The 24809-nt window shown below is 68.2% G+C and carries 32 protein-coding genes; 20 read left to right on the top strand and 12 right to left on the bottom strand.

Annotated features, from left to right (window positions below):
• The first annotated feature begins 11 nt into the window (after positions 1-11).
• The 6 genes from F1C10_RS09125 (at position 12) to F1C10_RS09100 (ending at position 3944) form a co-directional block, all read left to right on the top strand.
• Positions 12-305 carry a S4 domain-containing protein gene (locus F1C10_RS09125; protein WP_185210160.1) on the top strand — a complete coding sequence of 98 codons (294 nt, stop codon included), beginning with the start codon at positions 12-14 and terminating at the stop codon, positions 303-305.
• 61 nt (positions 306-366) lie between these two features.
• Positions 367-708 (top strand): ferredoxin FdxA, encoded by a 342-nt coding sequence (fdxA, locus tag F1C10_RS09120; RefSeq protein WP_185205587.1) that lies wholly within the window; start codon positions 367-369, stop codon positions 706-708.
• Positions 709-1000: 292 nt separating this feature from the next.
• Positions 1001-1534 (top strand): CarD family transcriptional regulator, encoded by a 534-nt coding sequence (locus F1C10_RS09115; protein ID WP_085808781.1) that lies wholly within the window; start codon positions 1001-1003, stop codon positions 1532-1534.
• A 127-nt stretch (positions 1535-1661) separates the two neighbouring features.
• Positions 1662-2387, top strand: a complete 726-nt coding sequence (locus tag F1C10_RS09110) for a GIN domain-containing protein (protein WP_185205585.1) — start codon at positions 1662-1664, stop codon at positions 2385-2387.
• A 62-nt stretch (positions 2388-2449) separates the two neighbouring features.
• Entirely contained in the window at positions 2450-3181 is a 732-nt protein-coding gene (locus tag F1C10_RS09105) for a head GIN domain-containing protein (protein WP_185205583.1), read from the top strand.
• Positions 3182-3221: 40 nt separating this feature from the next.
• On the top strand, positions 3222-3944 hold the full coding sequence (locus tag F1C10_RS09100) for a GIN domain-containing protein (protein WP_185205581.1): 723 nt from the start codon (positions 3222-3224) through the stop codon (positions 3942-3944).
• A gap of 119 nt (positions 3945-4063) precedes the next feature.
• Here the strand turns inward: F1C10_RS09100 and rpmG are convergent, their stop codons facing one another.
• Positions 4064-4231, bottom strand: coding sequence for a 50S ribosomal protein L33 (rpmG, locus tag F1C10_RS09095; RefSeq protein ID WP_028967260.1), 168 nt, complete (start codon positions 4229-4231; stop codon positions 4064-4066).
• On the opposite strand from rpmG, the gene F1C10_RS09090 reads away from it, so the two are divergent.
• From F1C10_RS09090 to F1C10_RS09070, 5 genes are all read left to right on the top strand, one after another.
• Positions 4230-4379: a hypothetical protein gene (locus F1C10_RS09090; RefSeq protein WP_185205579.1), complete on the top strand. Its 150-nt coding sequence runs from the start codon at positions 4230-4232 to the stop codon at positions 4377-4379. The two genes, rpmG and F1C10_RS09090, sit on opposite strands and share 2 nt — an antisense overlap.
• Positions 4380-4562: 183 nt before the next feature.
• Entirely contained in the window at positions 4563-4871 is a 309-nt protein-coding gene (locus tag F1C10_RS09085; protein ID WP_085808777.1) for a hypothetical protein, read from the top strand.
• Between the two features lie 21 nt (positions 4872-4892).
• Positions 4893-5447, top strand: coding sequence for a TMEM165/GDT1 family protein (locus F1C10_RS09080; RefSeq protein WP_258042812.1), 555 nt, complete (start codon positions 4893-4895; stop codon positions 5445-5447).
• Positions 5448-5540: 93 nt separating this feature from the next.
• Entirely contained in the window at positions 5541-6038 is a 498-nt protein-coding gene (locus F1C10_RS09075; protein WP_185205575.1) for a Dps family protein, read from the top strand.
• A gap of 6 nt (positions 6039-6044) precedes the next feature.
• Positions 6045-6230: a DUF1328 family protein gene (locus F1C10_RS09070; protein ID WP_185205573.1), complete on the top strand. Its 186-nt coding sequence runs from the start codon at positions 6045-6047 to the stop codon at positions 6228-6230.
• Positions 6231-6248: 18 nt separating this feature from the next.
• On the opposite strand, the gene F1C10_RS16695 is transcribed toward F1C10_RS09070, so the two are convergent.
• On the bottom strand, positions 6249-6644 hold the full coding sequence (locus F1C10_RS16695) for a hypothetical protein (protein WP_258042811.1): 396 nt from the start codon (positions 6642-6644) through the stop codon (positions 6249-6251).
• On the bottom strand, positions 6638-7078 hold the full coding sequence (locus tag F1C10_RS16690; RefSeq protein WP_258042810.1) for a metallophosphoesterase: 441 nt from the start codon (positions 7076-7078) through the stop codon (positions 6638-6640). The genes F1C10_RS16695 and F1C10_RS16690 overlap by 7 nt, the downstream gene beginning before the upstream one ends.
• A 51-nt stretch (positions 7079-7129) precedes the next feature.
• On the opposite strand from F1C10_RS16690, the gene F1C10_RS09060 reads away from it, so the two are divergent.
• Entirely contained in the window at positions 7130-8734 is a 1605-nt protein-coding gene (locus F1C10_RS09060; protein ID WP_185205572.1) for a cisplatin damage response ATP-dependent DNA ligase, read from the top strand.
• Between the two features lie 75 nt (positions 8735-8809).
• Here the strand turns inward: F1C10_RS09060 and F1C10_RS09055 are convergent, their stop codons facing one another.
• The 5 genes from F1C10_RS09055 to F1C10_RS09035 all read right to left on the bottom strand — a co-directional run bounded on the left by F1C10_RS09055 (position 8810) and on the right by F1C10_RS09035 (position 13189).
• Positions 8810-9274 carry a hypothetical protein gene (locus F1C10_RS09055; RefSeq protein ID WP_258042809.1) on the bottom strand — a complete coding sequence of 155 codons (465 nt, stop codon included), beginning with the start codon at positions 9272-9274 and terminating at the stop codon, positions 8810-8812.
• 70 nt (positions 9275-9344) lie between these two features.
• Positions 9345-10250 (bottom strand): sterol desaturase family protein, encoded by a 906-nt coding sequence (locus F1C10_RS09050; RefSeq protein WP_185205570.1) that lies wholly within the window; start codon positions 10248-10250, stop codon positions 9345-9347.
• 36 nt (positions 10251-10286) lie between these two features.
• Positions 10287-10682, bottom strand: coding sequence for a hypothetical protein (locus tag F1C10_RS09045; RefSeq protein WP_185205568.1), 396 nt, complete (start codon positions 10680-10682; stop codon positions 10287-10289).
• Positions 10683-10736: 54 nt separating this feature from the next.
• On the bottom strand, positions 10737-11171 hold the full coding sequence (locus tag F1C10_RS09040; protein ID WP_185205566.1) for a TIGR01244 family sulfur transferase: 435 nt from the start codon (positions 11169-11171) through the stop codon (positions 10737-10739).
• 254 nt (positions 11172-11425) lie between these two features.
• A complete protein-coding gene (locus tag F1C10_RS09035; protein WP_185205565.1) occupies positions 11426-13189 on the bottom strand; it encodes a RecQ family ATP-dependent DNA helicase in 1764 nt (587 codons plus the stop codon).
• 105 nt (positions 13190-13294) lie between these two features.
• Here F1C10_RS09035 and F1C10_RS09030 point away from each other — a divergent pair, with 105 nt between their 5' ends.
• The 3 genes from F1C10_RS09030 to F1C10_RS09020 all read left to right on the top strand — a co-directional run bounded on the left by F1C10_RS09030 (position 13295) and on the right by F1C10_RS09020 (position 14800).
• Positions 13295-13858 carry a hypothetical protein gene (locus tag F1C10_RS09030; RefSeq protein ID WP_185205563.1) on the top strand — a complete coding sequence of 188 codons (564 nt, stop codon included), beginning with the start codon at positions 13295-13297 and terminating at the stop codon, positions 13856-13858.
• Positions 13855-14448, top strand: a complete 594-nt coding sequence (locus tag F1C10_RS09025) for an OmpA family protein (protein WP_185205561.1) — start codon at positions 13855-13857, stop codon at positions 14446-14448. The genes F1C10_RS09030 and F1C10_RS09025 overlap by 4 nt, the downstream gene beginning before the upstream one ends.
• A 79-nt stretch (positions 14449-14527) precedes the next feature.
• Complete coding sequence (locus F1C10_RS09020; protein WP_185205559.1) at positions 14528-14800, top strand: GNAT family N-acetyltransferase; 273 nt, start codon at positions 14528-14530, stop codon at positions 14798-14800.
• A 208-nt stretch (positions 14801-15008) separates the two neighbouring features.
• Here the strand turns inward: F1C10_RS09020 and F1C10_RS09015 are convergent, their stop codons facing one another.
• Entirely contained in the window at positions 15009-16826 is a 1818-nt protein-coding gene (locus F1C10_RS09015; protein WP_185205557.1) for an ABC transporter ATP-binding protein/permease, read from the bottom strand.
• A gap of 138 nt (positions 16827-16964) precedes the next feature.
• On the opposite strand from F1C10_RS09015, the gene F1C10_RS09010 reads away from it, so the two are divergent.
• Positions 16965-17345, top strand: coding sequence for a hypothetical protein (locus tag F1C10_RS09010; protein WP_185205555.1), 381 nt, complete (start codon positions 16965-16967; stop codon positions 17343-17345).
• Positions 17346-17356: 11 nt separating this feature from the next.
• Here the strand turns inward: F1C10_RS09010 and F1C10_RS09005 are convergent, their stop codons facing one another.
• Positions 17357-19381 carry a S9 family peptidase gene (locus tag F1C10_RS09005; protein ID WP_185205553.1) on the bottom strand — a complete coding sequence of 675 codons (2025 nt, stop codon included), beginning with the start codon at positions 19379-19381 and terminating at the stop codon, positions 17357-17359.
• 132 nt (positions 19382-19513) lie between these two features.
• Between F1C10_RS09005 and F1C10_RS09000 the strand changes: the two genes are divergently transcribed.
• Positions 19514-19744 carry a hypothetical protein gene (locus F1C10_RS09000; protein WP_185205552.1) on the top strand — a complete coding sequence of 77 codons (231 nt, stop codon included), beginning with the start codon at positions 19514-19516 and terminating at the stop codon, positions 19742-19744.
• A 3-nt stretch (positions 19745-19747) separates the two neighbouring features.
• Here F1C10_RS09000 and ubiG read toward each other — a convergent pair whose 3' ends face one another.
• Positions 19748-20422, bottom strand: a complete 675-nt coding sequence (gene ubiG, locus F1C10_RS08995; protein WP_258043150.1) for a bifunctional 2-polyprenyl-6-hydroxyphenol methylase/3-demethylubiquinol 3-O-methyltransferase UbiG — start codon at positions 20420-20422, stop codon at positions 19748-19750.
• Positions 20423-20586: 164 nt separating this feature from the next.
• On the opposite strand from ubiG, the gene F1C10_RS08990 reads away from it, so the two are divergent.
• On the top strand, positions 20587-21843 hold the full coding sequence (locus F1C10_RS08990; protein WP_185205548.1) for an aspartate kinase: 1257 nt from the start codon (positions 20587-20589) through the stop codon (positions 21841-21843).
• A 70-nt stretch (positions 21844-21913) separates the two neighbouring features.
• On the opposite strand, the gene F1C10_RS08985 is transcribed toward F1C10_RS08990, so the two are convergent.
• The gene (locus tag F1C10_RS08985; protein WP_185205546.1) at positions 21914-22330 is read right to left on the bottom strand and encodes a secondary thiamine-phosphate synthase enzyme YjbQ; all 417 of its coding nucleotides are present in this window, start codon (positions 22328-22330) and stop codon (positions 21914-21916) included.
• A gap of 38 nt (positions 22331-22368) precedes the next feature.
• On the opposite strand from F1C10_RS08985, the gene F1C10_RS08980 reads away from it, so the two are divergent.
• Together F1C10_RS08980 and F1C10_RS08975 are read left to right on the top strand one after the other, a co-directional pair.
• Complete coding sequence (locus F1C10_RS08980) at positions 22369-23421, top strand: nitronate monooxygenase family protein (RefSeq protein ID WP_258042808.1); 1053 nt, start codon at positions 22369-22371, stop codon at positions 23419-23421.
• A 140-nt stretch (positions 23422-23561) separates the two neighbouring features.
• Complete coding sequence (locus F1C10_RS08975; protein ID WP_219729729.1) at positions 23562-24746, top strand: glycosyltransferase 61 family protein; 1185 nt, start codon at positions 23562-23564, stop codon at positions 24744-24746.
• Positions 24747-24809 lie beyond the last annotated feature (63 nt).

Raw genomic sequence — 24809 nt, 5'->3', positions numbered from 1 at the left:
CGGGCGCGACGATGCGGCTCGACCGTTATTTGTGGTTCACGCGGCTGGCGAAGACGCGGAGCGCGGCGCAGGCGATGGCGGCGGCGGGGCGGATGCGGATCGACGGCCGGGTGATCGACCGCGCGCACGCGGCGGTGCGAATCGGCAATATCGTCACCTTCGCGAAGGCAGGTGCGGTGCGCGTCATCCGCATCGAGGCGCTGCCGCTGCGCCGCGGTCCGGCACCCGAGGCGCAAGGATGTTATCGCGAGCTACAGCCCGGCGCGTTAGACGAGAGTGAATCGCAGGAAGGCGCGAGCGATTGACGCTGGCGGCAGGCAGGCATAGCAGCAGCGCCCAAGTCCGACTGAGGGGAGTTTACCGGCCATGACCTATGTCGTCACCGACGCGTGCATCCGCTGCAAATATATGGATTGCGTCGAAGTGTGCCCGGTCGACTGTTTCTATGAGGGCGAGAACATGCTCGTCATCAATCCCAGCGAGTGCATCGATTGCGGCGTGTGCGAGCCGGAATGCCCCGCCGAGGCGATCCTGCCCGATACCGAGAGCGGGCTGGAGCAGTGGCTGGAGATCAACGCGACCTTCTCGAGCCAGTGGCCCAACGTGACGCGCAAGGGTGACCAGACCCCCGCCGATGCCGACGAGCACAAGGGTGAAGAGGGCAAGTACGACAAGTATTTCTCGGCCGAGGCAGGCGCGGGCGACTGATCGCAGCGCGCCGTCGCCCGCCCGCCGGGCCTTGCGCGACCGTCAACCGCTGCGCCGGGATCGCACTGGCGCGGCGGTTTTTCGTGCGCGCGTGAAAACGCCAGCGATGCTGTCCGATCGGCGCTGGTAATATTGCTGCAACGCTGCTATATAAGACCACGACGGACGCATCGCTCTTTCGCGTCCGCTGGAGAAGCTCAACCCTTCACGCTTTTGCAGGCCGGATACGGGCGGGCACCGGCCCGCGCATTTCCGCGTCCCTGGCGTGATCAACCCCGAGGGTCCGGTTCCTATGGCTGCCAAGGCGCTGCATTTCGATGTCGGTGATTACGTCGTTTACCCGAAGCACGGTGTCGGCCGTGTCATCGAGCTGCAGAAACAGGAAATCGCCGGCATGCAGCTCGAGCTGTACGTGCTGCGGTTCGAGAAGGAGAAGATGACGCTCCGCGTGCCGACCAACAAGGCCGAAAGCGTCGGCATGCGCAAGCTGTCGAGCGACAAGACGATGCGTGAGGCGATGGAAACGCTGAAGGGCAAGCCCAAGGTGAAGCGCACCATGTGGTCGCGCCGCGCGCAGGAATATGAGGCGAAGATCAATTCGGGCGACCTGGTGTCGATCGCCGAAGTGGTCCGCGATCTGTTCCGTGCCGAGGATCAGCCCGAGCAGAGCTATTCCGAGCGGCAGATCTTCGAGGGCGCGACGAGCCGTCTCGCCCGCGAACTCGCCGCGATGGAGCAGATCGACGAGCCGGCAGCGCAGGAGAAGATCCTGGAAATCCTGCGTGCGGCAGCGGCGATCTACAACAAGGACAAGGTTGCGGCCTGACACGGTCGTACCGATGAGGATCAAGGGGCGCTCCCGATGGGGCGCCCCTTTTTATTTGTTCGCCACGGGTCGTTTACATACGTAGTCGGTAGCGCTATCCGTGGCTCGAACCTGTTGGAGATCGACGATGCGCTTCATTGCCCTGCTGCTGCTTCCCCTCGCCGGTGTGGCGATCGCGCAGGATCGAGGCGGCGTTGCGATCGCGGGTGAACGTAGCGGCGACGCGACGATCTACCGAGCGCAGGGGTTCGATGGCGTTGCGCTCGGCACGGCGGCGACGGTCGACGTGCGCGTCGGGCCGACGTGGTCGGTGCGCGCGACCGGCCCTGCAGCAGCACTCGCAGCGCTGCGCGTCGAACGCGACGGCAACACGTTGGCGCTGCGCCGGCCGAAGGGTGCGCGCAACGGCGACTGGCGGCTGGAGCAGCAGGTGCGCATATCCGTCACGCTGCCGCGCCTCGCCAGCGCGTCGGTCGGCGGCGCGGGGCGTATGCGGGTGGATCAGGTCACCGGCAGCCGGCTGAATGCGGCGGTCGGGGGATCGGGCGCGCTGTCGTTCGCGCGCATCGCCGTCGACGAGTTCGACGTCGCGATCGGCGGATCGGGCAGCGTTGCTGCTGCGGGCACGGCTGCGAAGCTTGCCGTCAACACCGGTGGCTCGGGCGGGCTGGTCGCACCCGATCTTCGGGCGCGCAGCGCCGACGTGGCGATGGCGGGGTCGGGTGGTGTGCGCGCCAGCGTCATCGGCACGGCCAGCGTCTCGCTGGTCGGCAACGGCTCGGTCGATCTTGGCCGCGGGGCGCGGTGTAGCGTGACGCGGATGGGAAGCGGTCGCGTCACGTGCGGTAGCTGAAGCAGGGTTGCGAGCGATCCTCTAGTGTATTAACACAGTGATACACAGGAGGAGGATCGATCATGCGTGCTTTGACCCTGGCAATGCTGATGCCGCTTGCTGCGTGCAACATCAGCTGGTCCGACGATGACGACGGCGCCGCGATCGGCGCAAGCGGGAGCGGCACGACACGCAGTTACGCCGCGGCCGATTTCATCAAGATCGATCAGCGTGGGCCCGACGACATCGATGTACGGGTCGGCTCGGGCTTTTCCGTGCGGGCCGAAGGTGACGCCAAGACGCTCGACAAGATCCGCATCGCGCGCATGGGTGATTCGCTGCGGGTCGGACGCGCGCGGCTTGGCGGCATCAACTGGAACAGCGGCGAAGGCATCAAGATCTACGTGACGATGCCGCGCATCACCGCAGCGAACCTGGCCGGATCGGGCGACATGACCATCGACCGCGTCGAAGGCGGTGCGTTCGACGGCGCGATTGCGGGATCGGGCAGCATGATGCTGGGCGCGGTAGCGCTGGATACGCTGGGCCTGTCGATCGCCGGATCGGGTAGCGCGGCGGCGCGCGGTACGGCGAATGCCCTCAAGATCAATATCGCCGGATCGGGGGATGTCGACGGCGGCGGGCTTCAGGCACGCGGCGCATCGATCAACATTGCCGGATCAGGCAGCGTCAAGGCGATGGTCGACGGCGACGCCAAGGTTTCGATCATGGGATCGGGCGACGTCGATCTTGGGCCGAAGGCGCGCTGCAAGACAAGCAAGATGGGCGCCGGCGAGGTGCGCTGCGGCGGCTGAACCCCTTGCGCGGCGCGCGCGGTTGGTGCGACGTGCGCGCATGACGCTTCGCCTGCTATCGCTTGCCCTGTTCCTGCTACCTGCGACGCCGGCGTCGGCGGCGGATCGCGTCTTCTCGGTCGGCAGTTACGATCGCGTGCGTGTCGACGGGCCGTTCGAGGTGCGCATCGTGACGGGAACGTCACCGGGTGCGAAGGCGTCGGGCGACCGGCAGTTGCTCGAGCGCCTCGCAATCGCGGTCAATGGTACGACGCTGACGGTGCGGATCGGCACCGGGGGGTGGGGCGAGACGCCGCTGCGCCGTGACGGCAGCGCGCCGGTGGTGACGCTGTCGACACCGCGGCTGACGACGCTGTTCGTGACGGCGGGCGCGCAGGTTGCGGTCGATCGGATGAAGGCGCAGTGGATCGATCTGTCGATTACCGGCAGCGGACGCCTCGCGGTGGCGCAGGCTGATACCGATCAGCTGTACGCATCGATCCTTGGCGCGGGATCGGTGACGCTCGGCGGGCGGGCGAACCGGGCGCGATTGCTGACCGACGGCGCGGGAACGATGGACGCGACGGAGCTCGCGGTGAACGATCTGACGGTGCGGCTAGACGGCCCGGGCGAGACGCGGGCGGCGGCGCGTTACACTGCGGCGGTCACCTCAACCGGGCTCGGCAGCGTGACGGTGACGGGCAAGGCGAAGTGCACGGTACAGGCCTCGGCCGGTGGCCCCGTGCGCTGCGGTGAAGGGGGCGGTACGGGCCAGTCGCGCTGACGGTCGGCTACGCGTTGGCGGACGCTGCTCGCGCAAAAAGCCGCCGCCGGGGTGCGGCGACGGCTCGATCGAACGCGCAGGGTCGCCGCTGCGCCCGAAGCGCAGAGCGACGCGGCCGCTTACTTGATCTTGGCTTCCTTGAACTCGACGTGCTTGCGCACGACGGGATCATACTTGTTGAAGCTCAGCTTCTCGGTCTTGGTGCGCGGGTTCTTCTTGGTGACATAGAAGAAGCCGGTGTCGGCCGTGCTGACGAGCTTGATCTTGACGGTGGTCGGCTTTGCCATGACCCGCGAATCCTGTTCTTTTGAAGCAAAACAAAAAAGAGCGGCGAGCGTGGGCGCGCCGCTTCCAACGCTGCGCCGCATGGCGGATCGGGCGGGGCAAGTCAAGCCGGGCGCGCGCTTCGCGTCGTTCGGCGTCGTGCTCAGATAGGGAAATACGGACTGGCGTACGCTCTATTGCGAAGGCTCGGCAGGCGTTGTTCGGGCATCCGGCTTCATCCTCTATCGCGCAGTGCCGCCCCGCGAAGTAACGCCGCCTTTACATCGCGCATGCCATATCGGTGCGTGATCGAGTTGCGGCGGCATGCCACCTCGATCCGGGGAGGGGCAGGCGATGACCAACGACGGTTTGCAGGACGTGCGCGCGGAGCTGCTGCATCGCATCGGCGCGATCGAGTGGCGCGCGCGGCCCGGCGTGATCGCGGGCGACATCGACGCGATCCGGCGCACCGCGCACCGCGCGCAGATGCTGCCAGCGGTGACGGTGGCGCAGCTGCTCGAAGCGGCGTTGGCACGGGGCGAGCGCGGCGCGCTCGTCCATGGCTGGCTCGGCATCCTGCGCGAAGCGGTCGGTAGCGACCGACAGGATGCGGCAGCCTCGGCCGCGTTCGCCGCGGCCTGCCAGGTGCGTTTCGCGGCGTGATCGTTCACGATGGGTGAGTTGATGGCCGCGCTGGTGCTCGGTGCGATCTGCCAGGCGGGCGACAAGACGCCGTGGCTGGCGGCGATCCTCGCCGATCGCTTCCGGGCGCCGGGACTGGTGATCGCCGCAACCGCCGCCGGCCTTGCCGCGAATTACGCGCTCGGCGTTCTCGGCGCGCTGCTGATCGCGCCGCTGCTGACGCCCAATGCGCGGCTGCTGCTGCTCGCGCTGGCGCTGGTGCTCGCGGGGGCGAGCACGACGCTGCGCGCGACCTCCCCCGATCGGCTGGAGGGATGGCGGCTCGGCGCGTGCGGGACGAGCGTGCTGGGGCTCGCGATCATGATCTTCGGCGATCGCATGCAGTTCATCGTCGCCGCGCTGGCGGCGGGGAGCGCGCTGCCGTGGCTCGCTGCGATCGGGGCGACGATCGGCGCGCTGGCCGTGGCAGCGCCGGCGGCGCTGATCGGCGAGCAGCAGTGGCTCGCGCTGCCGCAGCGCGCGATCCGCTGGACCACCGCCGCGCTGCTGGTGATCGCGGGCGTGGTGTTCGGCCTGTCGGCGATGCGGCTGATCTGATCGGCCGGCGCGAGATTGCGATCGGCGGCGTGCGTGGAGCGATTCCGCGATCGGTCCGTTGTCGCAACGAACCGTTCTGATGGAGCCGAAACCGTGGCCGATATCGCCCCCCAGTTGAAGACCCCGACCGACCTGCAGCGCAACGACGTCAAGTCGGTTGCCGATGCGCTCAACTCGTCGCTCGCCGATTGCTACGCGCTGTACCTTAAGACCAAGAATTTTCACTGGCATGTCTCGGGGCCGCATTTCCGCGATTACCACCTGCTGCTCGACGATCAGGCGGCGCAGATCCTGGGCGTGACCGACGCGATCGCCGAGCGCGTGCGCAAGACGGGTAACGTCACGCTGCGCTCGATCGGCGACATCTCGCGCCGGCAGACGATCGCCGACAACGACCGGGACTTCGTGCCCGCGGCGGAGATGCTCGCCGAGCTGCGCGAGGACAACCTCAAGCTGGTCGAGAGCTTCCGTGTGGTGAAGGACGCCGCCGACGAGGCGAAGGACAATGCGACGAGCGGGATCGTCGACGAGTGGACCGATCAGGCCGAGGAACGCGCTTGGTTCCTGTTCGAAGCCAGCCGCAAGGCCTGACGCGCCATGCTGAAGTGGGCGCTGATCTTCCTCGTGCTCGGGCTAATCCTGGGCGCGATGGGGTTCGGCGGGGTCGGCGGCGCGTTCGTCGGTATCGCCAAGATCCTGTTCTTTGTCGCGATCGCGATCTTTGTCGTGCTGCTGGTGCTGGGCTTGGTCGCGGGCAAGAAGGTGAAGGACGCAATCGACTGATCGCAAGGCCGCGACGCTTCAGTTGCGTCGCGGGCCGAGCGTGACGAGCCAGATGTCGGGCGGCGCACCGATGCGCAAAGGTACCATGCTGGTGCCGAGTCCCGCCGTGACGATTACCGTGCGCCCACTCTCGCGCACGATGCCGCAGCGATAGCGGTTGCCGTAGCGTGACGGCACCCACGGTGCGCCAATCAGCGGCAGCACGATTTGGCCGCAGTGGGTATGGCCGGCGAGCAGCGTCGCAGTCGGCGGCAATTTCGTCGCGATGTCGGGTGAGTGGGTGACGAACAGCCGCGCTCCGGGGTGGCTTTGCATTGCCGCAACCGTGCGTGCCACGCGATCGTGCCCGCTGTACGCGTCGCCTACGCCACCGATCACCAGCGGGCCACGCACCACCGCCTCGTTCTCTAGCACCGTCGCACCGCGCGCGCGACCGCGGCGGGATCGCTGTCATTGTCGTGGTTGCCGAGCACCGCGATCGTCCCAAGCGGCGGGTGCAGGCGGCGAAGCGCGGCGGCCAGCGAAGGGGCGGCGGCGCGCGCGGTTCGGCCTGCGCGGCCATCGACGAAATCGCCCGCGAGAATCACCAGCGCAGGGCTCGTCGCAGCGATCCGGTCGATCATCCTCACGAGGCGATCCGCCGGCACCGCGCCGCCGCCAGCGTGAATATCGCTGCCGAGGGCGACGCGGATCGGCGGCGCGCCGCGCGGCCAATCGGGCAAGGCCAGCGTCACGCGGCGGACGACCGGATCGCGATGCGCCGCGCGCCAGCCGCCAATGAGGATCGCAAGCGCGACGACGATCGACACGCCGGCGAGGTACCGGAGGAGGGCGGGCGCTCGCGGCATGCCCGACGCGATAGCCGGAGCGCAACCGCGGTGCCATGCGTTGGCTGCGCCATGCACGCCTTCGCCCAGTTGCTCGATTCGTTGATCTATACGCGGTCGCGCAACGCCAAGTTGAAGCTGATCGGCGACTATCTACGCGCGACGCCCGATCCCGACCGTGGTTGGGCGATGGCGGCGCTGACCGGCGACCTGGACATCCCCGGCGTCAAGCCGGCGGTGATCCGCGGGCTGATCGAGGAGCGGATCGATCCCGTCCTCTATCGCATGAGCCGCGACTTCGTGGGCGATTCGGCGGAGACGGTATCGCTGCTGTGGCCGACGCCCAAGGTTCTGCCCGACGTGCCGCCGCTCAGCGTATCGGCGGTGGTCGATCGGCTGATGCATCTGCCGCGCGGCGAGGCGCCGGCGGCGCTCGCCGCGATGCTCGACGTGCTCGATCCCGAGGAGCGGTTCGCGCTGCTGAAGATGGCAACGGGCGCGCTGCGCGTCGGCGTGTCCGCGCGGCTTGCCAAGCAGGCGCTGGCCGATGCCTTCGGCATCGCGGTCGAGGCGGTGGAGGAGGTGTGGCACGGTATCGACCCGCCGTACGACGCGCTGTTCGCCTGGGCCGAGGGGCGCGGCGAGCAGCCGACCGCCGCCGACGTGCCGGTGTTCCGCCCGTTCATGCTCGCGCACCCGCTGGAGGATCTGCGCCTCGACCTCGCCGATTATGTCGCCGAGTGGAAGTGGGACGGCATTCGCGTGCAGATCGTCCACGTACCCGGCGAAGGTGGCGGCGAGACGAGGCTCTACAGCCGTACGGGAGACGACATGACGCGCGCCTTTCCCGATGTCGCCGCGGCGTTCGCGACGCATGGCGTGGTCGACGGCGAACTGTTGGTGAAGGGTGAGGCGCAGGGCGGCACGCTGGAGGACGGCGGCGGCGCGGCGAGCTTCAACGCGCTGCAGCAGCGGCTCGGACGCAAGGTTGTGTCGGCGAAGATGCTCGAGGAAGCGCCCGCCTTCGTGCGGCTGTACGACATCCTGTTCGACGGCGCGGAGGATCTGCGCGAACTGCCGTGGCACGCGCGCCGCGCGCGGCTGGAGGCGTTCGCCGCGCGGCTGGACCCCGATCGCTTCGACGTGAGCGCGGTGGTGGAGGCGGCGGACTTCACCGCGCTGGAGGGCATTCGCGCCGGCGCGCGCGACGCCGCGATCGAGGGGATGATGCTCAAGCGGCGCGACTCGCCCTATGTCCAGGGGCGGCGTGCGGGGCTGTGGTACAAGTGGAAGCGTGATCCGCTGACTGCCGATTGCGTGATGATGTACGCCCAGCGCGGCAGTGGGCGCCGCTCATCCTTTTACAGCGACTATACCTTCGGCTGCTGGACCGCGGACGGCGAGCTGCTGCCGGTGGGCAAGGCCTATTCGGGGATCACCGACGAGGAGCTGAAGATGCTCGACAAGTTCGTGCGGACCAAGACGGTCGCGCGCTTCGGGCCGGTGCGCGAGGTGGAAAAGACGCTGGTGCTGGAAATCGCGTTCGATTCGATCCACGCATCGAAGCGGCACAAATCGGGCGTCGCGATGCGCTTCCCGCGGATCGCGCGCATCCGGACCGACAAGCCAGCGGCGGAGGCGGACACAGTGGCAGCGCTGGAGAAACTGGTGACGTGAGGGACGGGCCCGCGCGAGGCGCGCGCGGATCATGTCCGCCACGGATTGAATGGTGCGGTATTACTCGATGTTCGATCAGGGGATCGAGCGTTCACCCTCGACCGTGAGATCGCGTGCCGACCTGAGAACGAGGTGCGTCTGGAAATAGTATTTTCCGGTCGGCCGCCCATCTGCCGTGAAGTCGATCCTGGTCTTGCGAGCAACGCCGCGGACGGCGATCACCTTGCGCACGAGATGGTTTTCGATCGGCTGTCCGAGGCGCTCGACCAGCGCCTGCTCCTGCGGCGGTGCGATCACGATCGTCAAATTGCGGGGGTCGCGATAATCCTTCTCGGAATTGAGGTATAGAAAGCCGTCCTGCCTGCCCGTCGCGCGCACGACCATCTCGAACACGCCGCCGATGCCACGCGGCATTTCCGCTGCGTTGATGACCGCTTGAACGGGTGACAGACGCGATGACGTAGCTGGTGATGGTTGCGCCGTGGATTGAACCGGCGCCGTCACGACAGCAATCGCGATCGTCACAAGTGTCCGCTTCATCGTCTGGTCCGCCTTGTGACACTCTGGCACTGCCATGTGACAGCTGACTGGCAGTAGCTAGCCGTAACTTTCAGGCCGAACGATCCGGCCGCCGTGCCTCCTCGCGCGTCAGCCACTGGGCCTTGAGCCTCTCGCTGGTGGGGCGCGAGCCGTCGTGGCTCCAGCCGGGCGGGCGCCAGAGGTAGCCGAGCTTCGATCCCCAGGGTGCGTGCCATGTGTCGCGCGCGATCACGATCCATTCGTGGAACGCGGCCCACAAGAGGTTGAAGCTGCCGAGCTGGTGAACGATGCCGTAGCGCGGCCGATCATCGTCGCGCTCGGGTTCGAACGTGCCGAACAGGCGATCCCACACGATGAACACGCCGGCGTAGTTGCGATCGAGGTAGCGGGGATTGGTCGCGTGGTGGACGCGGTGGTGCGAGGGCGTATTCATCACCGCCTCGACCCAGCGCGGCAGCCGGCCGATCACTTCGGTATGGATCCAGAACTGGTAGACGAGGTTGAGCCCGGCGACGAAGAACACCATCGCGGGCGGGAAGCCGAGGAGGAACAGCGGCAGCCGGAAGAGGAAGGTAAGGCTGAAGAAGCCGGTCCAGGTCTGTCGCAGCGCAGTCGACAGATTATAGTGCTGCGAGCTGTGATGGATGACGTGGCTCGCCCAGAACCAGCGGACGCGATGCGCCGAGCGGTGGAAGAGGTAATAGGCGAAATCGTCGAGCACAAAGGCGACGACGAACCAGTACCAGGCGTAGCCGATGTCGAAGAGGCGGAAGCGGTGAAGCCAGGTGGCGAGCGCGAAGACGGCGCCCGCCGACAGAACGCCGGCGACGGTGCTGCCGAGCCCGAGACCGAGCGAGGTGAGCGTATCGCGCGCTTCGTAGCGCGTCCGGTCTTTCGCCCACGCGACGATCATCTCGACGAGAACGAGCAGGACGAAGCCGGGCACCGCCAGGCTTACGGGGTCGGGTAGCGCCATGGTGCGCGGCAAGCCTCTCCTGTTATGGAAAGGTGCTTACACGCGTGTCAGTTGCGGCGCCAGCCGGCGGACGTCGAGATTGTCGACGCCGGCGACGAGCACCTCGCCGAAGCGCCGCTCGCCGGTGGCGACGACCATTCCCTCATGCGTCGCGCGAACGTCGCGCCAGACGATCTCGCGCGCCGCGATGCGCGCGCCGTGTGCCTTCACCACGACGATACGCAGGCCGTCGCCGAAGATCAGCGCCGCGCGTCCGTCGCTGCCGACCGCCGCGGACTGCGCGACGAAACCGGGCAGCGCTTCCTCCGCGGCGCGCATGACCTGTTCGGGGTCGGCGAGCCGCCGGTCGGTGCCGCCGAGCTTGAGCCACGCGGCGAGCCCGGCAAGCGCGAGCACCGCGGCGAGCGAGGCGGCGAAGACGATCCAGTTCATGCGGGTCGATCGGTCGGGAGGAAGGATGACGCGTCGGCGATCGATGCCGCGCGCTTACTCGGCGGGTTTGACGGCTTCCATCAGCGGGCGCAGCCCCGAGATGTCGTAGCCGGCGCCGCGCGCCTGCGTGACGAGCGCTTCCGCATCGGCGCCGAGCCCCGCCTGCGCCAGCGCCCACAGGTTGCACGAGCGGGTGCCCGAGCGGCAATAGGCCAGCACCGGGCCGTTCGCGGTGGTGAGCGCGTCGATCATCGCGCTGACCTGCGGCATCGAGAAGCCGGCGTGGGTGACGGGAATGGCGGTGTAGGCGAGGCCGTGATCCTCGGCCGCGGCGCGGATCGCGTCGCTGGTCGGCTGGCCGCCCTCCTCGCCATCGGGCCGGTTGTTGACGATCGCGACGAAGCCCGCGGCCTTGATCGCGGCGATATCCTCGGGGGCGATCTGCGGGGCGACCGAGACACGATCGTCGATGCGGCGGATGTCGAGCATGGCATCGTTCCTAGCGCAGGTTGGCGCGGGGGAGAACCGCTTCGTCGGGTCTGGTTCGGCGATTCCGGTCGGCGTGGCGTATCGATCGCGCCGGCGTGGCGGCGCCGGGGCAGACGGGCGGCGTCGGACCCCGAGCAACCGCTGTGGCGACGGCAAGGCGCGCGCTCGGCCGTCAGAAGGCGGAGACCGCTACGTCCGGTTCGTCCTGTGTTGACGTTCAATCGATCCGTGAAGCTGGCCGATCGATACGGCGGCTAATTCTCGCGGATCACTTTGAGGAACGGTTCGCCATAGGCATCGAGCTTGCGCTGGCCGATGCCGGTGAGGCGGCCGAGCGCGTGGAGCGTGGCGGGGCGGAGCGCCGCCATCTCGCGCAGCACCGAATCGTGGAAGATGACGTAGGGTGGGACGCCGGCCTCCTGCGCGAGCTCGCGGCGGCGGTTGCGTAGCGCGTCGAACAGCGGATCGTTGACGGGATTGGCAGGCTGATCGCCACGGCGGCGGCGCGCGCGCTTGGGCGGGACGACGAGCTTCAAACTGTCCTCACCCTTGATGAAGCCGCGCGCGGCCGGCCCGAATTCAAGCCCACCGTGATGATTGGCGCGCAGCGCGTCGCGCAGCAGCAGCGCGCGCCCGACGGGCTTGAGCAGCGCCGCCTCGTCACCTTCGACGATGTTCCACACCGACAGCGCCTCGTGCCCGTTCATCAGGCTGCGCTCGCTCGATTTGCCGGTCAGCACCTCCTCGACATAGGTCGCGCCGAAGCTCTGCCCGGTGCGGAAGACCGCCGAGAGATATTTGCGCGCTGTCTCGGTCGCGTTGATCGCGGCGGGGGGCGAGAGGCAATTGTCGCAATTGCCGCATGTCTCGGGCGGGTGCTCGCCGAAATGCGCGAGCAGGATGCGGCGGCGGCAGCCCGCCGTTTCAACCAGCGCGCCGAGCGCGTTGAGCCGCTGGCGCTCGCCGGGCTGGCGGGCGGGCTCGACCTCTCCGATGCGCTGGCACGCGCGGGCGAAGTCGACCGCACCCCAGAAGAGATGCGCGACCGCCGGATCGCCGTCCCGCCCGGCGCGGCCGGTTTCCTGGTAATAGGCCTCGATCGACTTGGGCAGGCCGGCGTGCGCGACGAAGCGGACGTCGGGCTTGTCGATGCCCATGCCGAACGCGACGGTGGCGCAGATCACCATGTCCTCACTGGCGACGAAATCGGCCTGGTTGCGGCGGCGCACCTCGGGACCGAGCCCCGCGTGATAGGCGCGCACCGGGCGGCCCGTCGCGGTACGCAGCACGTCGGCCATCTTCTCGGTGCCGGCGCGCGAGGGAACGTAGACGATCCCGGCGCCGGGCGTGTCGCGGATCAGATCGGCGATCTGGCGCGTCGTATTGTCGCGCGGGGTGATCGCGTAGCGGATGTTTGGCCGATCGAACCCGGCGACGATCATCCCGTCGTGCGGAATGCCGAGCTGTTCGAGGATGTCGTCGCGGGTATGCGCGTCGGCGGTCGCCGTCAGCGCGAGGCGGGGGACATCGGGGAAGCGATCAAGCAGCGGGCGCAGCAGGCGGTAATCGGGGCGGAAATCATGCCCCCATTCGCTGACGCAATGCGCCTCGTCGATCGCGAACAAGGCCACGCGGCCGCGATCGAGCAGGTCGCGGAAGTCGGCGGTGGAGGCGCGTTCCGGCGCGATATACAGCAGGTCGAGCGCGCCATCGAGGAAGCGGCCGCGTGTCTCCGCCTTGTTCTCGTCGACGCTGGTGAGCGTCGCGGCGCGGATCCCGACCGCCTCCGCCGCGCGCAGCTGATCGTGCATGAGCGCGATCAGCGGCGAGACGACGACGCAGGTGCCCTCGAGCATCGTGGCGGGCAGCTGATACGTCAGCGACTTGCCCGCGCCCGTCGGCATCACCGCGAGCGTCGACTGGCCGGCGAGGACACGGTCGACCACCTGGCGCTGAACACCGCGGAAATCGGGAAAACCGAACAGCTTCTGAAGGATGGGGACGGGATCGGCGGCCATTGCCGGCGGCTCTAGGCGGGGGAGGCGGGGGCGGCAACCGGGCGACAGGCGGGAACCACGGATCGGCGCCGGGCATTGACCCGACGTCATTTCGGGAGAGAATCGATGCGCAGGACGTGGGGAGGCATGTCGCTGATCGTGGCCGCGGCGTTGGCGGGATGCTCCGCCCCGCGTGACGACACGCACGCGAACGCCTCGGCATCCGAGACCAAAGATGACGTATCGGCGGGGGGCGCCGGCGTGACCCGCGAGGTCGTTCCCGCGGCGACGCCGAGCGCTTCGCCGGTGGCGCAGATCCAGGCGCCCGCGATCCAGACGCAGCCGGGGCCGAAGGGGAACAACGTCGCATTGAACCGCGTCGCCGTCACCGGCGATATCCTGACGGTATCGATGACCTTTTCGGGCGGCACGTGCTGCGCCCATATGCGCATCGAGGACGTCAGTGTGATCGACGACACGACGTCGCAGCGGATCGGCGTGTTGAAGGACAACGCCGGGAAGTACATGGCGGCGCCGCTCGAATCGAACGGCACGAGCGTGAGCCCAGAGAGCTGGCGCACCCCTTCGGTCGTGTGGTTCAAATTCCCCGCGCCGCCCGCGACCAGCAAGACGGTGTCGATCGCGCTGCCTGGCGTGGCGCCCTTCGATGCGGTGCCGGTGACGCGATGATCCGTCGGCGCGCGGGTTGGGCGTTGGCAGGCGCAGCGGCGATCGGCTTTGCAGCGTGCGGGAAGCCGGCACCGGACGCCGCGGTAGAGCGACCTACCGAGGCAGCACCCGCCGCGACGCCGACCGCGCCGTCACGGCAGATCGGTACCGTCAGTGCGCTGAGCGGGACGACGAGCCCGCTCAGCGGCGCCGTCAGTGACTTCGTGGTCGAACGGACCGCGACGCAGACGCGCGTCCAACTCGCCGCCGACACGCTGTTCGCGTTCGACGAGGCGACGCTGACCCCGGAGGCGCAGGCCAATTTGCAGCGCGCGGCCGATCTGGTGCGACAGGGCGGACCCGGCGAGATCAGCGTCGTCGGGCACAGCGACTCGAAGGGGGAGGAAGCGTACAACCTCGCCCTGTCGACGCGCCGCGCCGAGGCGGTGGCCGCCTGGTTGAAGAGTCAGCCGGGCATGGCGGCTCGCGCGTTCGTCGCCGCCGGCCGCGGTGAGGCCGAGCCGATCGCACCCAATGCGCGCCCGGACGGCACCGATGATCCGGACGGCCGGGCGCGAAACCGCCGCGTCGTCGTCAACATCCCGCGGTGATCAAAGCGCACCGGGTCGGCTGATCCGGTTGATGCGCTGTGCCAGTGACGCGGCGCTGCCGACGCGCTAGGCCGATCGGATGAACACCGTCCGCGACAATCGTGCCGAGCAGGAATTCGAGCTCGACCTCGACGGCTATCGCGCCGTCGCCGCCTATCAGCGGGAGGGGGACCGCATCGTCTTCACCCACACTGTCGTGCCACCTGCGATCGAGGGGCGGGGCGTGGGATCAAAGCTAATCCGTGCCGCGCTCGACAGCGCGCGCGATCAGGCGTTGAAGGTGGTGCCGCAATGCCCGTTCGTCGCGGCGTTCATCCGCAAGCATCCGGCGTATCGCGACCTGCTGGCGTAGCATTAAAGTCGTTGCGACTAAGGGCGTGGCAATGCTGGCGCCACGCAGGGTATAGGATGTGCGAGCCCGGGGGAGCTGCGGTCACCTGATGCCTCCTGCTATCCGAATTCTCGCGGCGCCTAGGTTCAGCTTCGTTCGTGCCGTCACGCGACTCCTCGGCCGGATCGTCGTCTTTTCAAGCGGGGGCGCCCTGTGGGTGGCCAGCCGTTCAGCCGTCGACCAGCGCTTCGCGCCGCTCGTTCGCCTGGCGCGCCCATAGTTCGGCATAGGTACCGTCGGCGCGCAGCAATTCGGCGTGCGTGCCCTGTTCGACGACACGGCCAGCCTCGAGCACGACGATCTTGTCGGCATGAACGATCGTCGACAGGCGGTGCGCGATGACGATGGTGGTGCGGCCGCGCTCAATCGCGTGGAGCGTCGCCATGATGTCCGCCTCCGTCCGGCTGTCGAGCGCCGACGTCGCCTCGTCGAGAATTAGGATCGGCGGGTTCTTGAGCAAAGTGCGCGCGATCGCGACCCGCTGTTTCTCCCCGCCCGACAGTTTGAGCCCGCGCTCGCCGACGCGCGTGTCGTAGCCGTCGCTCTGCCCCTCGATGAAGCCGGCGATCGCGGCGCCGCGCGCAGCGGCGTGGATTTCCGCTTCGCTGGCGCCCTCGCGGCCGTAGGCGATGTTGTAGCCGATCGTGTCGTTGAACAGCACCGTGTCCTGCGGCACGATGCCGATCGCGCGGCGCAGCGACGCCTGCGTGACCTGTGCGATATCCTGCCCGTCGATCGTGACGCGGCCATCGGTGAGATCGTAGAAGCGGTAGAGAAGACGCGCGAGCGTCGACTTGCCCGCGCCCGACGGGCCGACGACGGCGACCGTGGCGCCGGCGGGGATGTCGAGCGTGATGCCCTTCAGGATCAGGCGATCGGCGTCGTAGCCGAAACGCACGTCCTCGAAGCGCAGGTGGCCGCGATCGACCACCAGCGGCTGGGCGTTCGGCGCGTCGACCACCTCCGACGGCGTGTCGACGAGATCGAACATCGCGCCCATGTCGATCACCCCCTGGCGGATCGTGCGATAGACCATGCCGAGCAGATCGAGCGGGCGGAACAGCTGCGCGAGCAGCGTCGAGACGAGCACCACGTCGCCCGCGCTGAACCGCCCCTGCGCCCAGCCCCAGACGACGAACGCCATGCCGCCGCCGAGCATCAGGTTGGTGATCGCCGCCTGCCCGACGTTGAGCCAGGCGAGGCTGTTCTCCGAGCGCACGGCGGCCTTGGCATAGGCGCCCATTGCCGCGTCGTAACGCTTGGCCTCGCGTTCCTCCGCGCCGAAATATTTCACCGTCTCAAAGTTGAGCAGCGAATCGACCGCGTGCGCGACCGCACCGGTATCGAGATCGTTCATTTGTTCGCGCAGGGCGGCGCGCCAGTCAGTCACCTTTCGCGTGAACCAGATGTAGATGACGACCATCGCCACCGTCGCGGCGACGAGCGGCCAGCCGAACTTCACCCAGAAGATGCCGAGCACGAGGCTGAGCTCGAGCACGGTCGGCGCGATGTTGAACAGGAGGAAGTAGAGCATCGTGTCGATGCTTTTGGTGCCGCGCTCGACCACCTTGGTGACCGCGCCGGTGCGCCGTTCGAGGTGGAAGCGCAGCGACAGATCGTGAAGGTGGCGGAACACCTGCGCGGCGAGCCGGCGGGTCGCCTCCTGCCCGACGCTTTCGAACACCGTGTTGCGCAGATTGTCGAACAGCGTGCTGCCGAAGCGCGCCGCGGCATAGCCGATGACGAGTAGGATCACGAGGCTGGCGGGCGAGCGCGGCACGCCGGCCATGCCATCGACCGCGCCTTGCAGCGCGAAGGGGGCGCCATAGACCTGCACCAGCTTCGAGGCGACGACGAGCAGCATCGCGCCGGTGACGCGCAGCTTCATCCCCGGCGCGTCCGAAGGCCAGAGATAGGGGAGGAAGCGGCACAGCGTCGGCCCGAGCGGGCGGTCGGCGGTGCGGTTGGTCGGATCAGTTGGCGGCATTGCCGCGCTATGTCGGCGCGGGAGCGGCCGGGCGCAATGGGCCGGACGTCGGGGGCTCTCGCGTAGAAGTTGCACACCGGGGTTCCGGCGCGATGCGGCTTGCGTCGCGGGCGCCGCTGGCGGATGGGCGCGCGCCTGATGGTCGACAAGAGCTGGGGGTTGGCCCCGACACCACCGATTGAACGACGCGCGCGAAGCGAGCCGCTGGCCGACCGACTGGAAGCGCGCGCGGCGGCACGCGCCGCATCGGCCGCCTCGCGCGAGACAGCGCGGCAGGCGGCGCGCGCGGCGGATGCGGCGCTGAGGGAGAGCGATCCGCATACCGCAGCGGCGCAGCGGCGGCGCGGATCGGGGCGCAAGGATATCGTGCGCGAGGATCGCGACACCAGCGGCTATCGCATGGTAATCGATTCAGACCGCATCCGTGCGCTGGCCGCGCGCGGCGCAACTCCCGAGAGCCTCGCCGAGGTACTGCGCCTGCCGATCGAGACGATCCGGCAGGCGCTGGCGGAGGGCTGACCGAGGCGCGGTCAGTTCGTGGCGGTAAGCCCGGTGACGTAGTTCGCGCCGTGGCGGATCTCGGCGGTCGAGCCCTTCAGCGCGTCGCCGATCGGTTCGGCGCGGCCGCCGAGGCAGGGGGCGAGGAAATTTTCCGTCACCGCGTTGAACGCGATGTTGTTCACCGGACGCGCGAAGCCGTGACCCTCGTCGGGGAAGACGACGTAGGTTACGGGGATGTTCTTGGCGCGCATCGCGTCCACCACCTGATCGCTCTCGCGGATGTTGACGCGCGGATCGTTGGCGCCCTGACCGATCAGCAGTGGCCGCTTGATCTTGTCGGCGGCGAACAGCGGCGAGCGTTCCTTGAGGATCGCCTGCCCCTCCGGCGTGGTCGGATCACCCATGCGGCGGTACATCTGCTGCTTGCCGGCCTCCCAATAGGCCGGGATTGAACCGAGCAGCGTGTTGAGGTTCGACGGGCCGACGATGTCGACCCCGCAGGCGAACGTCTCCGGCGTGAAGGCGAGACCCGCGAGCGTAGCATAGCCGCCGTACGAGCCGCCCATGATCGCCACCTTGTCCTTGGTGGTGACGCCGCGCTTCACTGCCCAGTCGACCGCGTCGAGCAGATCGTCGTGCATCTTGCGGCCCCATTCCATGTTGCCGGCGGCGAGGAACTTCTTGCCGAAGCCGGTCGAGGCGCGGAAGTTGACCGACAGGACGGCGTAGCCGCGGTTGGCGAGCCACTGGTGGTAGCTGTTGTAGCCGTAGCCGTCGCGGCCCCATGGGCCGCCGTGGACGAACAGCACCATCGGCACCGGCCGGTCCGCCGTGCCATCGCCGTTCGCGTCGACACCCTTGGGCAACGTCAGATAGGAGACGAGATCGAGCCCGTCGCGCGACCTGATGACGGTCGGGATCATCGGCACGAGCGGCGCGCCGACCAGCGCGGGGCGCGAGACGTAGAGCTGCTTCAGCGTCTTCGCCCGGCGATCGTAGACCCAAGTCGAGGCGGGGGCGGATACCGGATCGAACGCGACGAGCCACTTGTCGTCCGCCTCCGTGCGGCTGGTTACCGTGAACTCGCCCTTGTTCTGCGCCTTGAGGAAGGCGAGGTCGGCCTTCACAGCGTCGCCCACCGGCACATACTCGCTGCGCAGATAATCCTGCTGATACGCCTCGATCGCGCCGGTCCCGGGATTGAACAGCGCGCGCCTGACGTCGACGCGCGGATCCTGCGCGACGAGCGTCATCTTGCCGCCCGCGTCCTGCGCCATGATCGCGCTGGTGTCGCGATCGCGTGAATCCATCCAGTAGATCGTCTTGCCGTCGGTGGTGATGCCGAGCGGCGCGGTGGTGAGGCTGTCGTCATGCCCGTAGGAGACGAGCGGGGTCGCCTCGACCGTGCCGTTCACCACGCGGAACCAGTCGTCACCGCCGTCGGGGCGGGGGCGCGAGGCGAGCCGGACGGTGAGCGCGTCGTCGGCGAGGAACCCGCCGTAGCCGTCGTTCCGCATCACCAGCGTCAGCTTGCCGGTGGCGAGATCGAGGCTGTAGACGTCGTGCCAGCGTGGATCGCGGTTGTTGAGGCCGATCAGGATGCGGTCCTTGATCGTAGTGCTCTCGCCGATCGGCATCACGCGCACCTTGTCGAACGGCGTATAGTCGCGCGCCGCGCCGCCATCGACGGCGACGCCGTAGAGGCGGAAGTTCTCGTCGCCGCCCTTGTCGTTGACGAACAGGATCTGGCGCGAATCAGGCGCCCAGAAGGTCTGCCGGATCGGACGAATCTTTTCGGCGGTCAGCGGGCGCGCGGCGGCGGGATCGGCTGCGGGCGCGACCCACACGTTGAGAACCCCGTCGCGCGGCGCGATGAAGCTGATCCACTTGCCGTCGGGCGACAGGAGGCCGCCGGTCTTCTCGGGATTGCCGAACAGCTTGGTGCGCTCGATCAGCGGCACGTCGCCCGGTGCCTTTGGCGCGGCGAGCGCCGCAGTGGCGGCGGCGAGCGCGATGCCGGTCGCGGCGAGCAAAATCTTGGTCTTGGACGGCATGATCGATCCTCCCCTGGCGGCCGCATTTTCGACCGATGTCCGGGTGTGTCACCATACTAAGACACGCGCAAGAGTTTCCAGGGAACATCTTGTGTCGATACGATTTTATAGTTGGGAGAGTGGAGGCGATGTATGCAACCGATCTTCTTCGTCCTAGCGATTATGGGCTGTGGGGACGATACCAGCGGATGCGCCGAGGCACGCGTAGAGCCGGTGCAATATGCCACGGTGCAGCAGTGCCGCGCGGCACTGCCGGCGGCGCTCGCGCGCAACACCGATCTCAGCTATCCAGTGATCAGCGCAGCCTGCCGCTCGAACGGTCCGCAGTGGGTTTCGGCGAGCGAGACGAAGCCGACGGGCTGATCGTCAGCCGCGCGTCGCGGCGAGGATGTAGTTCAGCGCGAGCGACGATGAGAGGCTGAACCCCGACGTAGGCGAGAAGGCGATGCCGCGGGAGTCGCGGACATGGAGGCCATTGACCTCGAGCATCGTCGTCAATTCGTCGGGTGTGACAAAGCGGTCCCAGTCGTGGGTTCCGCGCGGAATCTGCCCGGTCCCCTCGGCCACGGTAATCATCGCGACGCGCGATAGCGGCGTGCGATTGGGCGTCGACACGATCAACAGGCCGCCGGGAGCCAGCGTCTCGGCGAGCCCCGCGACGAAGGCGGCGGGATCGGCGACATGTTCGATCACCTCGAGGCAGGTTACGAGATCGAACGTCTCGCCCGCTGCCGCCTCGATCCCGCCGGCGCGATAATCGATCACCAGGCCGCTCGTCTGCGCGTGGAGCCGCGCTACCGCGACGTTCTCCGCCGCAGCATCGATCGCGGTGACGCGCGCGCCGAGGCGCGCCAGCGGTTCGGCGAGCAGACCGGCACCGCAACCGACGTCAAGCGCGGTACGGCCCTTCAGCGGTGTGAAGCTCGCGGGGTCGCCGTCCCAGTGCCGATCGGCCTGCTCGCGGATGTAGCGCAGCCGAACTGGATTGAGCCGGTGAAGCATCGCGGAGGAGCCGCGCGGATCCCACCATTCCTTCGCCATCGCGCCGAAATGTGCGGCTTGCTTCGCGATGACGCTCGCATTGCCGGGCGCCGGGACGGTGGCAATGGCGGTGGGAGAGGTATCGGTTGTTACGGTTGCGTCGGCCATGTGCGCTTCCTATCAGGCGCGCCTGTTTCTCCCAAGCATTCCGAAGGTCTCAGCGCGTGGCCCGCATCGTCATGAAGTTCGGCGGCACATCGATGGCGGGGATCGAGCGGATTCGCTCGGTCGCCGCGCGGGTGAAGCGCGAAGTGGCGGCGGGCAACGAGGTGGCGGTGGTCGTCTCCGCGATGGCGGGCGAGACCGACCGGCTGGTCAATTTCTGCCGCGAGGCGAGCGCGCTGTACGATGCGCGCGAATATGACGTCGTCGTTTCCGCCGGCGAGCAGATAACCAGCGGGCTGTTGGCGATCGCGTTGCAGGCGGCGGGCGTTCCCGCGCGCTCGTGGCTCGGCTGGCAATTGCCGATCGATACCTCCGACGCCTTCGCCAAGGCGCGGATTGAGGATATCGGCACCGACGCGCTGCTCGCCAGCATGGGCGCGGGCGAGGTGGCGGTGATCCCCGGCTTCCAGGGCGTACACGACAATAGGGTCACGACGCTGGGCCGCGGCGGATCGGACACGTCGGCGGTGGCGGTGGCGGCGGCGATCAAGGCGGATCGCTGCGACATCTACACCGACGTCGACGGCGTCTACACCACCGATCCGCGCATCGTGCCGCGCGCGCGCAAGCTCGCCAAGGTGACGTACGAGGAGATGCTGGAGCTCGCTAGCGTCGGCGCCAAGGTGCTGCAGACGCGGTCGGTCGGGCTCGCGATGAAGGAGAACGTCCGCGTCCAGGTGCTCTCGTCGTTCACCGGCGATACTGCACCGATGGCGGATACGCTGCCCGGAACGATGATCGTGGGCGAACAGGAGGTTGAAGACGTGGAACGCCAGCTGATCACCGGGATCGCGCACGACAAGAACGAGGCGAAGATCACGCTGACCGCGGTGCCCGACAAGCCGGGTTCGGTCTCCGCGATCTTCGAGCCGCTCGCCGCGGCGAACATCAACGTCGACATGATCATCCAGAATATCGCGCATGGGTCGCGCTCGACCGACGTGACCTTTACCGTGCCCGCGGCCGATCTCGCCCGCTCGATCGAGGCGCTCAACCAGGGGCGCGAGGCGATCGGCTTCGGCGAGCTGGTGCACGACACGCGCGTGGCGAAGATCAGCGTCGTGGGCGTCGGCATGCGCAGCCACGCCGGCGTCGCGAGCACGATGTTCTCGACGCTGGGCCAGCGCGGAATCAACATCCAGGCGATCTCGACCAGCGAGATCAAGGTGAGCGTGCTGATCCATGAGGACGAGACCGAGCTAGCGGTGCGCGTGCTGCATACCGCCTACGGGCTGGACGCGGACGAGGCGGCCTAGGCAGGCCCGCCGATTATTCCTGTCGGCTTGCTGTGGTTCGTATCATTGAGGCGTGACTAGTCGCGTTTAGTCATTCCCCGAACAAATGCACCGCAATCTCGCGGCGGTGCTGCGCGCGGCGATGCTCGAACAGGTAGATGCCTTGCCACGTGCCGAGCACCGGCCGTCCGCCGGCAACGGGGATCGACAGGCTGGTGGCGGTGATGGCCGCGCGCAGGTGCGCGGGCATGTCGTCCGGGCCCTCGTCGTCATGCTCGTACCCGCGCGATTCGGGGGCGATCTGCGCGACCCAGCGCTCGAGGTCGCGCCGTGCGGCCGGCGCGGCGTTCTCCTGGATCAGCAGCGATGCCGAGGTGTGGCGGACGAAAAGCGTCAGCAGGCCCTCCTCGATCGCGGCCTGCGCGACCCAGGCCAGCACCCGGTCGGTGATTTCGTGCAGGCCCTGGCCGGGCGTCCCGACGATGATGTTGCTCGATTGTTGCCGCATATTTGTCTCCGCGGCCGCGCCGGTGTAGCGGCGCGGGCATGACCGATACCGCCATCGACCGTTCGAGTTCCGCCAATAGCGGCGCTGCCCGCCTGACCCGTCGCATGGCGCGCGGCGCGGCGTTCCTCGGCAGCGAGGTGGCGATCATGGCGGGGGCGATGAGCTGGGTGAGCGAGCGCAACCTTGTCGCCGCCATGTCCAACGCCGGCGGGTTCGGGGTGATCGCGTGCGGCGCGATGACGACCGACCTGCTCGACGCCGAGATCGCCGCGACCAGGGCGCTGACCGACAAGCCGTTCGGCGTCAATCTGATCACCATGCACCCCGATCTGATGGCGCTGATCGCGGTGTGCGCGAAGCACCGCGTCGGGCATGTCGTGCTCGCTGGCGGACTGCCGCCGAAGGGTTCGCTCGAGGCGATCAAGGCATCGGGTGCGAAGGTGATCTGCTTCGCGCCGACGCCGGCGCTGGCGAAGAAGCTGATCCGATCGGGCGTCGACGCGCTGGTGATCGAGGGGATGGAGGCGGGCGGGCATATCGGCCCGGTGTCGACCAGCGTGCTGGCGCAGGAGATGCTGCCCGAGATCGCCGAGGCGGTGCCGGTGTTCGTCGCCGGCGGGATCGGGCGCGGGCAGGCGATCGCGGGCTATCTTGATATGGGCGCGGCGGGCGTTCAGCTCGGCACGCGCTTCGTCTGCGCGACCGAGTCGATCGCGCACCCGAAGTTCAAGCAGGCGTTCATCCGCGCCTCCGCGCGTGACGCGGTGGCGAGCGTGCAGATCGATCCGCGGCTGCCTGTGATCCCGGTGCGCGCGCTGAAGAACGCTGGCGGCGAGCTGTTCACCGCCAAGCAGCGCGAGGTCGCGCAATCGCTCGACGAGGGGGCGGTGGCGATGGCGGAAGCGCAGTTGGCGATCGAACATTATTGGGCGGGCGCGCTGCGCCGCGCGGTGATCGACGGCGACGTCGAGCACGGCAGCGTGATGGCGGGCCAGTCGGTCGGCATGGTGACGAAGGAAGAGCCGATCGCCGACATCATCGCGACGCTGATCGACGAGGCGGCACAGGCATTGGTGGCGCGCGCGGCGTAAGTTGCCAAGGCCGATCCGTGCCGCTCGCGGCAGGCGGTTCGGCTTCGCAAGCGACGATGCATGACCTATACCGGCGGATGGCGCGGTAGCGCCCTGCGGCGGGGGAAGAGATGCAAGCGACAGGCCCGTATGTGCGGCGTGTGCGCGACGCGCGCGTCCAAGCGACGGCGCGGCCCCCCGGGCAGATACTGGGTGGGCCGATGCTGGGCGATCGGCCGGCGGGCCGACTGCTGCGCCATAACCGGCGGGGCGTGCCGGTCGACGTCTTCGCGCCGACATTGGTCGATCCCGTCCGGCTGAGCGGCACGTACGCGTATTTGGGGATATCGTTCGGGCATTTCGGCCATGTGATGGCCGAAACGATCCATCGCATCGTGCCGACGCGGCTGATCGAGCCCGATCCCCGCTGGTTGATCGCTGCGCCGCGCGGCAGCCCGTCAAGCTTCGACGCGCTGCCGGGCGTCTGCCGCACGGTGCTGGCGCAGTTCGGCATCGATACGTCTAATTGCACCGTGATCGGCGGCGATGCGATCGTCGAGGAATTGCTGATCGTCGAAGCAGGATCGGATCTCGGCGATGGGCCGAAGGACTGGTATCTCGACCAGTTGCGCGATCACGGCCCGGCGCGGATCACGCACGATGCGGGCTATCCCGAAAAGATCTACGTGTCGCGGTCGGCACTGGGGCAGCGATCGGGCATCCTGGGGGAGCGAGTACTGGAAACGGCGCTGGCAACGGCTGGCTTTCATGTCATCCATGCGCAGGCGCTGCCGCTGGCGGAGCAGCTGGCCCATTATGCCAACGCCAAGGTAGCGCTGTTCATGGAAGGGTCGGCCTGCCACGGGGTCGAGATGTTCGGCGGCGGGGCGCTGGCGCATACGATCCTGCTGAACCGCCGCAACCAGGCGCGCTGCCCGTTCACGCCGGTATTGGCGAGCCGCTCGGCGCGATTCGACGCGTTCGCCGGCAACCCCTATCTCGGATCGGTCGTCCGGCATTCGTCCGGCGGCCTTGCGCCCAACCGCGGGGTGACGGTGCTGGCCTTTCACGCGCTGGCCGATTTCCTCTTCGCCTGCGACGTGGCGGATATCCGCCACGTGTCTCCGCTGACCTATCTGGTGGCGGCGCATCACGATCTAGAAAGCTATCTCACGACCGCCGTTGCCGAGGGCGAAACGGCGGAAACGGCAGATGCCGATGCGATCCGCGCGGCGTTGTGCGCCCGTATTGCGGCGGGCGGAACGATCATGCCGCTGGCGGTGCGCGGGACTCGCCAAGACGCGCCGCCGATCGAGGAACCGCGAACCGTTCGCCGCAGGCTTTAGACCGCGTTAACCTTGACGCGCGCAGGACGAGGCATCGGAAGCCCGGGGGAAAACGGAGCCGCC

Source organism: Sphingomonas sp. NBWT7 (assembly GCF_014217605.1).
Lineage (GTDB): Bacteria > Pseudomonadota > Alphaproteobacteria > Sphingomonadales > Sphingomonadaceae > Sphingomonas.
This window is presented reverse-complemented; position numbering and strand designations above follow the sequence as displayed.